This window comes from Pseudomonas sp. UFMG81 (assembly GCF_015354575.1).
Lineage (GTDB): Bacteria > Pseudomonadota > Gammaproteobacteria > Pseudomonadales > Pseudomonadaceae > Aquipseudomonas.
This window is the reverse complement of the sequence record NZ_JACAFQ010000017.1, coordinates 97944-111457: the sequence shown is the minus strand read 5'-3', so window position 1 is coordinate 111457 and position 13514 is coordinate 97944. Positions and strand designations below refer to the sequence as shown.

The following is a 13514-nucleotide window of genomic DNA, read 5'->3' as shown; positions in this document are numbered from 1 at the left end:
ACGCCGACCTTGAACCTTGTGGCGCCGCGCGTCAAACCGCTTGCCGGGGCGTGGTCACTTGGGCAGCGGCTTGTCCCAGCAATTGCTGTACACCTGGCAGATCTTGTACTGCCGGTCCATCAACGCCATGCGTTGCAGGTGGGCATCGAGGGTGACCAGCGCGCCCTTGTTGTCCGCCTGCATGTAGGTCAGGAAACGCTCGACCATGCGCTGTGTCCAGGCACGGCTGGTGGCCTTGTCCAGTTTGTCCGGTGCGCTGGCCAGCCGTTGCAGTGTCTGGTCGTCGGCACGGTTGAGCTGGTCGGTGTAGGTAACGACGTAGGCGGCGCGCACGCGCTGCTTCTGGCGCAGCATGTCGGCGCGCAGGGTTTCCATGTTCTGCTTGTACAGCGCCCAGTAGTCATCGCCGACCGGCAGCTTGCGCTCCTCGCGCAGCTCGGCCACCAGGGCGTCGGTGCTGGGGGTGGCGATCGCCTTGTCCACGGTGCTGGCGACCGTGTCCCGGGCCAGGGCTTGCTCGATCCAGGCACTGCGTTCGGCGGTGGCCGGCAATACCGGGCCGAGCGGCGGAATGGGGGCTGGGGCCGAAGCACAGGCGCCCAGCAGCAAAGTGGCCGACAGGGTCAGGATGGCCGGGATGGTGCGCAACAACATGATTCCTCCTTGGAAAGTGGGCAATGCGCCATGGCGGCTGTATCGGCGCCCACACCGCGAGCTTGAGCGGTTTGTGCTTTGACCTGCGTCACCGCTCGAGGGGTTTGGCCATCTCGGCGGTGGCCATCCAGCCGAGGCCTTGATAGACCGGCCTGCCGGCATCGGTGGCATGCAGCACGGCGAACGTCAGCCCGCGCTGGCCGAACTCCGCCTCGGCCAGGCGCATCAATTGCGAGGCCAGGCCGCGGCGGCGGTGGCTGGGCTCGACATACACGTTGAGCACATAGCCGCGCTGATCCTGCTCGGGGTGGGCCGGGTGCGGGGGCCAGTCGATGGCCATCAGGCCGATCGCCGCGATGGGCTGGCCAGCATCCAGTAGCGCGAAGCCATAGTAGCGACCATCGGCCAGGCGCGGTTGCAGCCAGGGGCCGAAGTGCGTGGTCATGGCCCGCAACCGCGCGGGGTCGCCGCCGGCCTCGAGGAACATCGCTTCGCGGTGGGCGCAGATCATCGCCTGGTCGGCGGGGTGCAGGCGGCGCACGGTCAGCGCGCCGAAGTCGAGATTGCCGGGGATCGCGTGCATGGTGGGTCACCTGGACGGAGCTGTCGATGCTAGGCCCGCGGGCACGCGCACGGCAGACACAGATCGCCCCCGTTTACGCCATACAGTGCGCTTGTCGGCGTGAACGATTGCAGTGATGATCCGCCAGCAAAGGCCACTCACATCGACGAGGTCAGCATGCCCATTGCCTTGCTTCTGCGTTGCTCCGAACTGGAAAGTACCCGTGCCTATTACCGCGACGTGCTCGGCTTCAGCGTCAGCGACACTGCGCAAACGACCCTCACCGCGCGCCTGCACGATTGCAGCCTGGTGTTCACCGCCGAGGACCTCTGGCAACAGCCGGTGGCCTGCTCCGGCACGTTCTATCTGATCGTCGAGGATGTCGATCGCTATTACCAGCAAGTGCGCGATCGTGCAGAGATTATCTGGCCGCTGCAGGACATGGACCACGGTTCGCGAGAGTTCGGCGTACGAGACTGCAACGGTTACCACCTCGCCTTCAGCCAGTTACGGGACCAGTGACAGCCCACTGGTGCTGGTCGCCTCAGGTCGAGGCGCGCAAGAACGATCAAGTCGGGTGCGGCCACCCTTGCTAGGGTAGCCCTGCTGACTGAGGAGCAATGGAATGCGTGGTATCGAGCACATCCTGTGGTACATCGAATCGGCCCTGGACACCGACCTGGACCTGGGCCGTGTCGCCCGGCATTTCCAGCTGTCACCCTTCGCCTTGTCGCGGCAGTTCGCCGCCGCCACTGGCTGGCCGGTGATGCGCTACGTCCGTGCCCGGCGCCTCAGCCGCGCCGCGCAAGCCCTGCGCAGCGGCAGCCCGGACATCCTGGCAGTGGCGCTGGCGGCGGGCTACGGCTCCCATGAAGCCTTCACCCGGGCCTTCTGCGACCTGTTCGGCATGGCGCCGAGCCAGGTGCGCGGCCAGCCCCACGACCCGATTGCCCTGCTGGAGCCTTTGCGCATGAAAACCCTGGACTTCATCCCCCTCGCCGAACCCCGCTTCGAACATCGCGGCGACTTCATCATCGCCGGCCTTGGCGGGCGTTTCACCTTCGAACGCAACGAAGGCATCCCAGGCCTGTGGCAGGTCTTCGACCCCTATGTCGGGCGCGTGCCCGGCCAGGTTGGCGGCGCCACCTTCGGGGTGTGCTGCAACCCTGGCGATGACGGCAGTTTCGAATACATCGCCGGGGTCGAGGTGGCCCGCAGCGACGACCTGCCGCCGGGCTTTCGCTACTTCAAGGTGCCCGCGCGGGACTATGCGGTGTTCCGCCACCAAGGGCATGTGTCGATGATCCACCAGACGGTGCATACCGTGTTCCACCAGTGGCTGCCCGCGTCGGGCCACCAGGCGGCCGATGCGCCCGAGTTCGAGCTGTACAGCCCGGATTTCGACCCGCTGCGCGGCCTGGGCTACGTCGATTTGTGGATCCCCCTGGCCAGCCGTTGATCGCAGGCGGCGGTCGAGGCGGGCAGGGGGGCTAGACTCGTGGGACCCCGGCAACCCCAGGAGCCCGCACATGGCCCCGAAGAACAGCATCTGCCTCTGGTTCGAGCATGACGCCGAACAGGCCGCCAACTTCTACGCCAGTACCTTCCCCGACAGCCGCGTGACGGCGGTGCACAAGGCCCCCGGCGACTACCCGTCGGGCAAGGCGGGGGATGTGATCACCGTCGAGTTCACGGTGATGGGCATCCCCTGCATCGGCCTCAACGGCGGCCCTATGTTCAAGCACAGCGAGGCGTTCTCGTTTCAGGTGGCCACTGACGATCAGGAAGAAACCGACCGCTATTGGAACGCCATCGTCGGCAATGGTGGCGAGGCCAGTGTCTGCGGTTGGTGCAAGGACAAGTGGGGGCTGTCGTGGCAGATCAGCCCGCGGGTGCTCACCCAGGCTGTCGCCGGCAACGACCGGGCGGCGGCCAAGCGGGCATGGGACGCGATGATGGAGATGGGCAAGATCGACATCGCGGCGATCGAGAAAGCCATCAGGGGCTGAGCACCTGGCCACTGGTCTGAATTCGCGCGGGCGGCCAATAAAAACATATTTTGCTGCTTAAATTACCCTTGTTGGGTCATCCACTTCGAGGGTGTCGTCATGAACATCAAGATTGCAGCAATCGTGCTGCTCGCCCTGTGCGCGCAGCCTGCCTGGAACCAGGCCCTGGCCGCCACCAGCAGCGCACCCGCCACGGACGCAGCGGCGTTGACCACCCGCCTGGCACTGCGCGACCTGTGGGTCGAGCATGTCTTCTGGGTTCGCAACTACGCCGTGGCCAACCAGGCGGGTAATCGGCCGCAGGCCGACACGGCGGCCAAGCAGGTGGTGAGCAACGCCACCCTCATTGCCAACAGCATTGCGCCGTTGTATGGCCAGCCGGCCGCCGACCAGCTGTTCAAGCTGCTGGGCGGGCACTGGGGGGCGGTCAAGCATTACAGCGATGCCACCGTTACCAAGGACAACGCCGCTCAGCAGGCGGCGGTCAATGAGCTGTCGGCCAATGCCAAGGCCATCGCCGCGTTCCTGGCCAAGGCCAACCCCTACCTGCCCGAACCGACTCTGCTGACCCTGCTCAGCGCCCACGGCGGTCACCATGTGGCGCAGGTCGACCAGCTCGCTGCCGCAGACTACACCGGCGAAGCGCAAACCTGGCAGATGATGCGCCAGCACATGCTGGTGCTTGCCGACGCCTTGGCCGGGGCGCTGGTCAAGCAGTTCCCCGACAAGTTCTGAACTGGAGGGCCATGGCGATGCTCGAAGGATTGGGCCGTACCCAGCGCGACCTGCTCTACGCGCTTTTGCGTCAACCTGCGGGCATGAGCATCGACGACCTGGCCCAGGCGCTGGCGATCACCCGCACCGCGGTGCGACAGCACCTGGCGGCGCTGGAGCGTGACGGCCTGGTCGAGCGCGGCGCCACCCGGCCCACCGGGCGTCGACCGGAGCAGTTGCACCAGCTTACCGACCACGCTCGGGAGCTGTTCCCACGTCAGTACCCGTTGCTGGCCAATCTACTGATCGATCAGGTTGCCGGGTTGCTCGGCAACGACGCGCTACTGGCCTTGCTGCGTGGCCTGGGGCGCAAATTGGCCGCGGACCTGGAGCAGCAAGTGGTCGATGAGGCGCGGATCGTCCAGCACATGAACCAGGCCGGTTATGAAGCGGCGGTGTTCTTTCGCTCATCCGGTGAACCGGAGATCGTTGCCCACAATTGTGTGTTCCATCATCTCGCCAAGGTCCACCCGCAGGTGTGCGAGCTGGACCTGGCGCTGATCGGCACCCTGGGCGGCGGCGAGGCCCAGCATCTGGAGTGCATGCTGCGTGGCGGGCAGGTGTGCCGTTTTGCGGTCAGGCGCTCGCTCGAGGCTGGCGAGTCGCCTGCCAGCACAGCAGCGAACCCAGGGTAACCAGCAGTGCGCCCTGCCAAAACTGCAAGGCCAGATGCGCACCCAGCCACAGCGCGGCAAAGGCCGAGGACAGCACGGGAGCGAAGTACGAGGCAGTGGCCAGCAGGGTCAGGTTGCCGCGCAGGATGCCGAGGTTCCACAACGCGTAGCCACCGGCCATGGCCAGGCCTGCGGCCAGCAGTTCGAGGCTGGCGCCGGAGGTGAAGGCCGGTAGGGCTTCGGGGCTGAAGGTGTACTTCACCCACAACACCCCGGCGGTGAGCAGGAAGAACAGCGTCACATGGTTCTGCCCGTCGGCGTAGCGGCGGGTGACGTTGCAGTACAGCGCGAAGCTGACCGCACAGGTGGCCGCCAGACCGTAGCCAAGCGGATTGGAGTGGACATTGGCGAGCACGCTGTGCAGCGCCAGGCCGTCGCTGCCGACCACCCAGAGAATACCCAACAGCGCCAGCGCCGTGCCGGGCACGATGTACCAGCGCGCCGGCTGGCGGTTCATCACGATCGCCAGCAGCACGGTCAGGCTCGGCCACAGGTAGTTGACCACCATCAGCTGGATCGCCTGGGTACTGTCCAGGGCGTAGCCCAGGGCCAGCGACAGGCAGATCTCGTAGGTGACGAACAGCGCCGAGCCGGTCACCAGGTAGAAAGGCGAAGCCTTGCGCAGGCGAGGGCGCCCCAACAGTACAAGTAATAGCAAGGCGCCGAGGCTATAGATCAGTGCCGCGCCGCCGATCGCGCCGAAGTGCTGGCTGACACTGCGGATCAGGCCCGAAGCGGTGCTCCATAGCAGGATGGCGGCGAGGCCGCAGAGTGTGGCGTTGCGTGCGGTGATCCTGGCCATGGTCGATATCCGCTGGAAAAAGTGCGGAGTCTAGCCGGATAGACAGTTTGTATACAAGGCGGGAGGGGCGCGTCCATGCGCCAGGAGGCGGGTCAGAAGCTGTACTTGGCGGTCAGCATGAAGTTGCGTGGGTCGCCGAAGGTGTCGCCACCGTAGTCCACGGACTTGGAGATCGACGAGTAGTAGTGCTTGTCGAACACGTTGTTGGCGTTGAGCTGCAGGTCCAGATTCTGGCTGACCTGGTAGCCGGCCATCAGGTCGGTGACCGCATAGGCCCCCTGGATCAGGCGGTAGCTGCTGCCGTCGTCCAGCGCGATGTCGTTGTACATGCGGCTCTGCCAGGTCACGCCGCCGCCGACGCGCAGTTTTTCCAGCGGGCCCTGGAAGCGGTAGGTGGTGTACAGCTTGAACTGGTGCTCGGGGGTGTCGCTGTTGAGCGGCTTGTTGATCTTGCTCGGGTTGTTGTCGTCCTTGATGGTGTGCACGCGGGCGTAGGTGTAGCCGCCACCGACCTGCCAGTGATCGGTCAGTGCGCCCTGCAGTTCGAAGTCGATACCCTGGCTGCGCACTTCACCGGAGGCCTGGAAGCAGGACAGTTGCGGGCAGTCCGGCAATTTCACCTCGACCTGGCGGTTCTCCTGGTCGATGCGGAACACCGCCAGGCTGGCGTTGAGCGCGCCATCGAAGTACTCGCCCTTGATGCCGATCTCGTAGTTCTTGCCAACGATCGGCTTCACCGGCTTGCCCGAGCCGTCGCGGCCGTCCTGCGGGGTGAAGATGTCGGTGTAGCTGGCATACACCGAGTGGTGCTCGTCCAGGTCGTAGATCAGGCCACCATAGCGGGTGACGTTGCGGGTCACCTTGTAGTCGCCTGCGTCGTTGTCGCGCTGGTCGTAGTCGTACCAGTCCAGGCGCCCGCCGAGGATCAGCTTGAGCGGGTCGGCCAGGCTCAGGCGGGTGGTGGCGTACACGCCTTCCTGATTGATCAGGTAGCGGTTGTTGCTGGTGTGCACGAAGTCGGGCTTGCCGCCATTGAGCGGGTAGTTGGTGTCGTACGGGCTGTAGTTGTCCTCGTTCATGTCGTACAGCCGCTTGCTGGCGCCGACCACCAGCTCGTGGGTACGGCCCAGGGCCTCGAACGGGCCACTGGCGAAGGCATCCAGGCCCAGCTGGTTCTCGTCGTGCTTGGACTGGTAGACCGTGCGGGTCAGGGTCTTGGCCGCGTTCCAGCGCGACTGGTACGAGCCGCGGAACAATGCGTTCTGTTCGCTGTAGTTGGCGTTGACCTGCAGCTTCCAGTCATTGGCCAGGCGGTGGCGCAGCTCGGCGAACAGGGTGTTGATCTCCTGGTCCTTGTTCTCCCAGTCGGTGCCCGGGTTGTACGAGCGCGACACGTCCAGGTGGTGGCCGGTGAGGTCGGTGGGGATGGCGCCCCAGAAGAAGTTGGTCTTGTCCTTCTGGTGGGAGAAACCGAGGGTGAGGGTGGTGTCTTCGCTCAGGTCGGCTTCGGTGACTGCGTAGAACAGGCCGTGGTCGTCTTCCTGGCCGTCACGAAACGAGTTGGCGTCCTGGTACGAGGTGACTACCCGGCCGCGCAGGGTGCCGCTGTCGTTGAGCGGGCTGGAGGCGTCGACCTCGCCACGGTAGTTGTCCCAGCTGCCGGCGGCGCCGGTCAGGGTGACCTTCTGCTCGGCCAGCGGGCGCTTGCGCACCAGGTTGATGGCCGCCGACGGGGTGCCGGCACCAGTGACCAGGCCGGTGGACCCGCGTACCACCTCCACGCGGTCGAACATCGCCAGGTTGGGCTGGGCGCCGACCACCCAACCGGTGTACGAACTGGGGATGCCGTCGTACATGATGTTGTCGACGTCGAAACCGCGGGCGGTGTAGGTCTGCCGGCCGGGGCCGTTGGACTGGTTGAGGAACAGCCCAGGGGTGTACCTGGCCACGTCGTTGATGCTGGTCATGTTCTGGTCGTCCATGCGCTGGCGGGTGATCACCGTCACCGCCTGGGGCGTTTCGCGCATGGTCAGGGGCAGTTTGGTGGCAGTGGACATGGCGCCGGTGGTGTACGACTGCGAGCCTTCGGTGGTGCTGCCCAGGCGGCTGTCGTTGATGGCCGTCGCCCCCAGTTCGAGCACCGTCGGTGCGTCGGCTTGGGCCTGTTCGGCGGCGATGGCCGGGCTGAGTGTCGCCATGCAGATGGCCATGGCCAGCAGGTTGCGCGGGGGCGTGAAGCGGTGGGGTGAAGGAAGCGGTGACATGCCGGGCTTTGTCCTTATTGCTAGTGCTTATGAGAACGATTAGCAATAAGTGTGTCAGGATTCGTCGCGCCGTAACAGTCTGGTATGCCAGATTTCTCACAAATTTTTCACATTTATCTGACAGAGCGATGGGCCGGTCACCCCATCGCCATCAGGCCTGGCGCGGTCTCTGCGGGCTGGCTTGCCTGCGATTGAGCGGCATCAACGCTTGGCGACGATCCGCTTGCCACCGAGCAACCCTACCGCCAACGCCTGCCCATCGCGCTGCTTGCCCTGGCGCGCCTGGCCGACCAGTTCGGGAATCAACGGCCCCTCCGGCAGGTACCGCCAGAACCGGCCCGGCAAGTGCTGGCGCAGGGCATCGGGGTTGAGGCGGGCAGGGTTGAAGGTGTGCCGGTAGTAGGTGAGCCACAGCTCGGCGCCGGGGTCTTCGGCATTGCGCGCCCATGCCTGCCAAGCCTCGGGGCAGTGCCGTTGATAGTCGAGCGTTTGCCCGTCGTGGCGAATCCCGTCACGTGGTGTCGCGATCAGCCAACGCTGCTTGCCCAGGCGTTCGGCGAAATGGCCACTGGCGCAGTCGAGAATGTCGTGAGCGGGCTCGTGATAGGCCACCAGGTCCAGTTGCAGCTGATCCGCCAGCGTTGCCGGCAGTGGCACGAAACGCACGAAGGCGTGCAGGTGGTGGGCCTCACGCTGTACCTGCTTGATTCGCCGTTGCAGCTCGCTGCCCAGGCGGTCGCCGGCGAGCATGGCGGTGCGGTCGCCGTGGGCGACGCGCCAGAGCACTTCGTACAGCAGGTTCCAGCGTTGTTCGCCGCGGTAGCGACCGGCCTGTTCCAGTTGCGCCAGCAGCGCTGCCGGTACCCGCGCGTGGAACGGCCCCGGCCCTTCGGGCAGTGCGCCGGGCATGGCCAGCAGGTCGCCGATCGGGCCTTGGCCCCAGGTCACTTCGGCCGGGTCGATGCCATGGCCGAGCAAGCGGCGGGCTTGCTCGCGCCAGGTGGCGAAGCAGTCATCGCAGTCGAGTGCGATCATCCCCACAAGCCCATCTGCACAGGCGCCTGGGGTTCGCGCAGGCGGGCGCGCAGCAGGCCACTGCGCAGTTCGGCCTGGGCCGGGCGGTAGTCGCTGGTGACGATGAACGGGCGAGCCTTTTCCAGCACGCAACGCAGCTGGATCAGGTCGTCGTAGCGGATCCGCCGTTCACGGCGCAGGGCGACCATGCGCTGCACGCTGCGCAGGCCGATGCCGGGGATGCGTGCCAGCAGCGCAGGCTCGGCGCGGTTCACGTCGAGCGGGAACACCTCGCGGTTGGCCAGTGCCCAGGCCAGCTTGGGGTCGATGTCCAGCGCCAGGTTGGCGTGCTCGGCCAGCAGTTCACCGGCCTTGTAGCCATAGCCGCGCAGCAGGAAGTCGGCCTGGTACAGGCGATGCTCGCGCAGCAGCGGTGGGGCGGCCAGGGGCACGCTGCCGGGGCTGTCGGGGATCGGGCTGAAGGCGGAGTAGTAGACGCGCTTGAGGCCGTAGCCGTGGTACAGCGACTCGGCATTGCGCAGCAGGGTGCTGTCGTCGGTGGTGTCGGCGCCGACGATCACCTGGGTGCTCTGCCCGGCGGGGGTGAAGCGCGGCGCACGTGGCTCGCCGGCCACCGCCTGCTGGCCCTGGTGGATCACGGCCATGGCCTGGCGGATGGTGCTGGCCTGTTTTTCCGGGGCCAGGCGCTTGAGGCTGGCGTCGGTGGGCAGTTCGATATTGACGCTGAGGCGGTCGGCGAGGCGCCCGGCCTCTTCGATCAGCAGCGGGTCGGCGTCGGGGATGGTCTTGAGGTGGATGTAGCCACGGAAGTTGTGCTCCTCGCGCAGCAGCCGCGCGACACGGATCAGTTGCTCCATGGTGTAGTCGGCCGAGCGGATGATGCCGGAGCTGAGGAACAGCCCGCTGATGCAGTTGCGCCGGTAGAAATCCAGGGTCAGGCGCACCACCTCCTCGGGGGTGAAGCGCGCCCGTGGCACATTGCTGGAGCGACGATTGACGCAGTACTGGCAGTCGTACAGGCAGAAGTTGGTGAGCAGCACTTTGAGCAGGGAGACGCAGCGGCCATCGGGGGTGTAGCTGTGGCAGATGCCCATGCCGTCGGTGGCGCCCAGCCCGTCGCGGCCGCGCGAGCTGCGCTTGGGTGCGCCACTGCTGGCGCAGGAGGCGTCGTACTTGGCGGCGTCGGCGAGGATGCCGAGTTTGGCGATCAGTTGCATGGGGGTGGCTCGCAATGCTGTGTATTCATACAGTATTTGCAGATTCGTCCTAAGGCAAGTGCGCTCGATCTCAAGAGCACTGCAAAACTGTCGGCGAGCACCTTGTGGCCCATACACGAACACTTACCCGACCCTTTCAGTCGACTAAGCTTGATTCCAGTTTGTTCGAGCAAAGGGAGCGCACATGAAGATCCTCAGCAAGTCCCCCTGGGCCCTTGCGGCCCTGTGCCTGGCCATGGGCATGGCCCAGGCTGCCGAAAGCAAGAAGGTCGACGTGATGCTGGTGGGCGGCGGCATCATGAGCTCGACACTCGCCGTATGGCTCAACGAACTGGAGCCAGGCTGGTCGATGGAGATGGTCGAGCGCCTGGACAAGGTCGCCGAGGAAAGCTCCAACGGCTGGAACAACGCCGGCACCGGGCACTCGGCCCTGGCCGAACTCAACTACACCCCGGAGAAGGATGGCAAGATCGACATCAGCAAGGCGGTGGAGATCAACGAGTCGTTCCAGATCACCCGGCAGTTCCTCGCCTGGCAGGTGAAGCAAGGGGTGCTGAAGAACCCGCGCTCGTTCATCAACACCACGCCGCACATGAGTTTCGTCTGGGGCGACGACAACATCCGCTTCCTCAAGAAGCGCTACGAGGCGCTGCAGGCCAGCCCGCTGTTCAAGCCCATGCAGTACTCCGAGGACCACGCGCAGATCGCCAAGTGGGTACCGCTGATGATGGAAGGGCGCGATCCCAACCAGAAGCTCGCCGTAACCTGGACGCCGATCGGCACCGACGTCAACTTCGGCGAGATCACCCGCCAGTACGTGGGCTACCTGCAAACCCGGCCCAACTTCGACCTCAAACTGTCCACCGAGGTCGAGAACATCACCCGCAACGACGATGGCAGCTGGCACGTCGAGTACAAGAACCTCAAGGATGGCAGCACCGCCGCCACCGACGCCAAGTTCCTGTTCATCGGTGCCGGTGGCGCGGCGCTGCCGTTGCTGCAGAAGTCCGGCATCGACGAGGCCAAGGACTACGCCGGCTTCCCGGTGGGCGGCTCGTTCCTGGTCACCGACAACCCGGCTCTCGCCCAGCGCCATATGGCCAAGGCCTACGGCATCGCGGCCACCGGCGCGCCACCGATGTCGGTGCCGCACCTCGACACCCGGGTGCTCGATGGCAAGCGCATGATCCTGTTCGGGCCGTTCGCCACCTTTTCCACCAAGTTCCTCAAGCAAGGCTCGCTGTTCGACCTGATGGCCAGCATGTCGCTGCACAACACCTGGCCGATGGTGCGGGTCGGGGTGCGCGAGTTCGACCTGGTGCAATACCTGATCGGCCAAGTGCTGCAATCCGACGATGACCGTTTCGTCGCCCTGCAGACTTACTTCCCCGAGGCCAAACAGCAGGACTGGCGCCTGTGGCAGGCCGGGCAGCGGGTGCAGATCATCAAGAAGGACGAGAACCAGGGCGGAGTACTCAAGCTGGGCACCGAAATCGTCGCCTCGAAGGACGGCAGCATCGCCGGCCTGCTGGGCGCCTCGCCGGGGGCCTCGACCGCGCCGCCGATCATGCTCGACCTGCTGGGCAAGGTGTTCAAGGACAAGCTGGCCACCCCTGAGTGGCAGGCCAAGGTCAGGCAGATCATTCCGTCGTACGGGATTCGCCTGAACGAGCACCCGGACAAGGTGCAGGAGGAGTGGACCTACACCAACGAGTGGCTGCAGCTGGCGCCGGCCAGCGAGTGATGCCGGCTGCTCAGCCCATTGCGCGGCGATGGCGCTTGTTGCGGTACATCGCGTCGTCGGCATGGCTGAGCAGGGCGTCGGCGTCGCTGCCGTCGGCGGGGTAGCAGGCCACGCCGATGCTGCAGCTGGGCATGCCGATGCCGTCGAGCTCCGGGCCCAGTGGTTCGGCCATGGCCGCGAGGATCTGCGCGATCTTTTCCGCGACGGCGGCGGGCGAGGCGATATCCGGCAGCAGCACGGTGAACTCGTCGCCGCCCATGCGCGCCACCGTGTCACTGCCATCCACGCAGCCTTGCAGGCGCCGGGCCACCGTGCACAGCACCCGGTCGCCCGCCGCGTGCCCGTGCATATCGTTGATGCCCTTGAAGTCATTGATGTCCAGGAACAGCAGCGCCAGCTGGCGACCGTCGCGTCGGGCCGCATCCAGTGCCGATTGCAGGCGGTCGTTGAACAGCGAACGGTTGTACAGCTTGGTCAACGGGTCGTGATGGGCGAGGTAGCGCAGCTCCTGCTCGGCGTGGGCGAGGGCGGTAATATTGCGTGCCACGCCAATCCGCGCGCCGACTTCGTCGGACCAGAACGCCGCCCAGAGAATGTGCACCACACCGCCATCCTTGCGGATGTAGCGGTTGCGAAAATCGAAATGGGCATGGCCGTTCATGATGCGGATGATCGAGGCCCGGGTCGCTTCCAGGTCGTCCGGGTGCATGTAGCGGGTGATCGGGGTGCCGGTGAGTTCGTCGGCGCGGTAGCCGAGCAAGGCTTCGCAGGCGTTGCTGACGAAAACGATGGTGTTGTCCCGGTCGACCACGAACACGGTGTCCAGCATCAGCTGGATCAGCTTGGGGTAGAGCGCTTGAAGGTCAACGGGCATGGGTCGGGGAGTCCGCTACGGTGGGCTCGGTCGCGAGGGCTGCGGCGGGGGTGCCAGGCAACGGTTCGCGGCGCCAGCCAGCATACACAGTGGTTAGCGGCTGTCACCAGTAGCGGTGGAGGAAATGGACGGGCGTGCGCACGTGCGTGACGTTCACGATGGGGGCGTGCAGGGCGGGACAGGCCAGGACACTCGTAGGTACCCTGGCCTGGATCATCAGGCGGGTACGCCGAGGATGATGTGCGAGGCTTTGATCACCGCGGTGGCGCTGACGCCGGGGGCCAGGCCCAGCTCCTGCACGGCATCGCGGGTGACGATGGCGTAGACCTGGGTGCCACCGGCGAGCTCCAGGGTCACTTCGGCGTTGACCGCACCCTCGGTGACCTTCACCACCTTGCCGTTCAGGCAGTTGCGAGCAGACAGGCGAATATCGCTGGCTTCAGTCATCAGCATCACCCAGGGCGCCTTGATCAAGGCCAGCGCTTCGGCGCCGGGCTTGAGCCCCAGGCTGCTGACGCTCTGCACGGTGACCACCGCCACCAGCGTTTCGCCGCCGGCCAGCTCGAGGGTGACCTCGCTGTTGACGGCACCGGGCTGCACATCGCGCACCTTGCCTTTGAAGACGTTGCGGGCACTGACTTTCATGACATTCTCCATAACGATGAAAAAACCTGACCACGGTGTTAGGTTTCGTTGTATAGATACCACCGCAGCGCCACCATTTGAGTGTTTTTTGTATACAGGAATCTGCAATTCTGCTTACATTGTTCCGCGCCTACGACAGCGGCACTCGCCGATGCGTATTGCGACGGTCCAACACCATGCTACACCCACAGCGGCTCGACCCCATCGAGCGATATGCGCCCAACCCGTTCAACGCCGATACACCACTGCGCGTACCCACG

At 65.4% G+C, this 13514-nt stretch carries 14 protein-coding genes; 6 read left to right on the top strand and 8 right to left on the bottom strand.

The window, feature by feature from the left end; translation table 11 throughout:
* Positions 1-54: 54 nt before the first annotated feature.
* Positions 55-654 carry a hypothetical protein gene (locus IX761_RS15210; RefSeq protein WP_194790392.1) on the bottom strand — a complete coding sequence of 200 codons (600 nt, stop codon included), beginning with the start codon at positions 652-654 and terminating at the stop codon, positions 55-57.
* Positions 655-742: 88 nt separating this feature from the next.
* Positions 743-1237 carry a GNAT family N-acetyltransferase gene (locus IX761_RS15205; protein ID WP_194790391.1) on the bottom strand — a complete coding sequence of 165 codons (495 nt, stop codon included), beginning with the start codon at positions 1235-1237 and terminating at the stop codon, positions 743-745.
* A gap of 156 nt (positions 1238-1393) precedes the next feature.
* On the opposite strand from IX761_RS15205, the gene IX761_RS15200 reads away from it, so the two are divergent.
* The 5 genes from IX761_RS15200 to IX761_RS15180 all read left to right on the top strand — a co-directional run bounded on the left by IX761_RS15200 (position 1394) and on the right by IX761_RS15180 (position 4634).
* On the top strand, positions 1394-1738 hold the full coding sequence (locus IX761_RS15200) for a VOC family protein (protein WP_194790390.1): 345 nt from the start codon (positions 1394-1396) through the stop codon (positions 1736-1738).
* Between the two features lie 103 nt (positions 1739-1841).
* Positions 1842-2675 carry an AraC family transcriptional regulator gene (locus tag IX761_RS15195; protein WP_194790389.1) on the top strand — a complete coding sequence of 278 codons (834 nt, stop codon included), beginning with the start codon at positions 1842-1844 and terminating at the stop codon, positions 2673-2675.
* Between the two features lie 70 nt (positions 2676-2745).
* Positions 2746-3225 (top strand): VOC family protein, encoded by a 480-nt coding sequence (locus tag IX761_RS15190; protein WP_194790388.1) that lies wholly within the window; start codon positions 2746-2748, stop codon positions 3223-3225.
* Positions 3226-3324: 99 nt separating this feature from the next.
* Complete coding sequence (locus tag IX761_RS15185) at positions 3325-3960, top strand: hypothetical protein (protein WP_194790387.1); 636 nt, start codon at positions 3325-3327, stop codon at positions 3958-3960.
* A 17-nt stretch (positions 3961-3977) separates the two neighbouring features.
* Positions 3978-4634, top strand: coding sequence for a helix-turn-helix transcriptional regulator (locus tag IX761_RS15180; RefSeq protein WP_194790386.1), 657 nt, complete (start codon positions 3978-3980; stop codon positions 4632-4634).
* Here IX761_RS15180 and yddG read toward each other — a convergent pair.
* From yddG to IX761_RS15160, 4 genes are all read right to left on the bottom strand, one after another.
* On the bottom strand, positions 4576-5475 hold the full coding sequence (gene yddG / locus IX761_RS15175; RefSeq protein WP_228533581.1) for an aromatic amino acid DMT transporter YddG: 900 nt from the start codon (positions 5473-5475) through the stop codon (positions 4576-4578). The genes IX761_RS15180 and yddG overlap by 59 nt on opposite strands.
* A 92-nt stretch (positions 5476-5567) precedes the next feature.
* Positions 5568-7739 carry a TonB-dependent siderophore receptor gene (locus IX761_RS15170; protein WP_194790385.1) on the bottom strand — a complete coding sequence of 724 codons (2172 nt, stop codon included), beginning with the start codon at positions 7737-7739 and terminating at the stop codon, positions 5568-5570.
* A gap of 201 nt (positions 7740-7940) precedes the next feature.
* Entirely contained in the window at positions 7941-8780 is an 840-nt protein-coding gene (locus IX761_RS15165) for a TIGR03915 family putative DNA repair protein (RefSeq protein ID WP_194790384.1), read from the bottom strand.
* Entirely contained in the window at positions 8771-9991 is a 1221-nt protein-coding gene (locus IX761_RS15160; RefSeq protein ID WP_194790383.1) for a putative DNA modification/repair radical SAM protein, read from the bottom strand. Before IX761_RS15160 ends, IX761_RS15165 begins: the two co-directional genes overlap by 10 nt.
* Before the next feature lie 184 nt (positions 9992-10175).
* Between IX761_RS15160 and mqo the strand changes: the two genes are divergently transcribed.
* A complete protein-coding gene (gene mqo, locus IX761_RS15155; RefSeq protein ID WP_194790382.1) occupies positions 10176-11735 on the top strand; it encodes a malate dehydrogenase (quinone) in 1560 nt (519 codons plus the stop codon).
* A 10-nt stretch (positions 11736-11745) separates the two neighbouring features.
* On the opposite strand, the gene IX761_RS15150 is transcribed toward mqo, so the two are convergent.
* Both IX761_RS15150 and IX761_RS15145 read right to left on the bottom strand, forming a co-directional pair.
* Complete coding sequence (locus IX761_RS15150) at positions 11746-12609, bottom strand: sensor domain-containing diguanylate cyclase (protein WP_194790381.1); 864 nt, start codon at positions 12607-12609, stop codon at positions 11746-11748.
* 216 nt (positions 12610-12825) lie between these two features.
* A complete protein-coding gene (locus IX761_RS15145; RefSeq protein ID WP_194790380.1) occupies positions 12826-13254 on the bottom strand; it encodes a TOBE domain-containing protein in 429 nt (142 codons plus the stop codon).
* Positions 13255-13514 lie beyond the last annotated feature (260 nt).

Bases quoted from the DNA above. Each gene is read 5' to 3' on its own strand.
- IX761_RS15210 (WP_194790392.1), bottom strand. From the start codon at position 654: ATGTTGTTGCGCACCATCCCGGCCATCCTGACCCTGTCGGCCACTTTG.
- IX761_RS15205 (WP_194790391.1), bottom strand. From the start codon at position 1,237: ATGCACGCGATCCCCGGCAATCTCGACTTCGGCGCGCTGACCGTGCGC.
- IX761_RS15200 (WP_194790390.1), top strand. From the start codon at position 1,394: ATGCCCATTGCCTTGCTTCTGCGTTGCTCCGAACTGGAAAGTACCCGT.
- IX761_RS15195 (WP_194790389.1), top strand. From the start codon at position 1,842: ATGCGTGGTATCGAGCACATCCTGTGGTACATCGAATCGGCCCTGGAC.
- IX761_RS15190 (WP_194790388.1), top strand. From the start codon at position 2,746: ATGGCCCCGAAGAACAGCATCTGCCTCTGGTTCGAGCATGACGCCGAA.
- IX761_RS15185 (WP_194790387.1), top strand. From the start codon at position 3,325: ATGAACATCAAGATTGCAGCAATCGTGCTGCTCGCCCTGTGCGCGCAG.
- IX761_RS15180 (WP_194790386.1), top strand. From the start codon at position 3,978: ATGCTCGAAGGATTGGGCCGTACCCAGCGCGACCTGCTCTACGCGCTT.
- yddG (WP_228533581.1), bottom strand. From the start codon at position 5,475: ATGGCCAGGATCACCGCACGCAACGCCACACTCTGCGGCCTCGCCGCC.
- IX761_RS15170 (WP_194790385.1), bottom strand. From the start codon at position 7,739: ATGTCACCGCTTCCTTCACCCCACCGCTTCACGCCCCCGCGCAACCTG.
- IX761_RS15160 (WP_194790383.1), bottom strand. From the start codon at position 9,991: ATGCAACTGATCGCCAAACTCGGCATCCTCGCCGACGCCGCCAAGTAC.
- mqo (WP_194790382.1), top strand. From the start codon at position 10,176: ATGAAGATCCTCAGCAAGTCCCCCTGGGCCCTTGCGGCCCTGTGCCTG.
- IX761_RS15150 (WP_194790381.1), bottom strand. From the start codon at position 12,609: ATGCCCGTTGACCTTCAAGCGCTCTACCCCAAGCTGATCCAGCTGATG.
- IX761_RS15145 (WP_194790380.1), bottom strand. From the start codon at position 13,254: ATGAAAGTCAGTGCCCGCAACGTCTTCAAAGGCAAGGTGCGCGATGTG.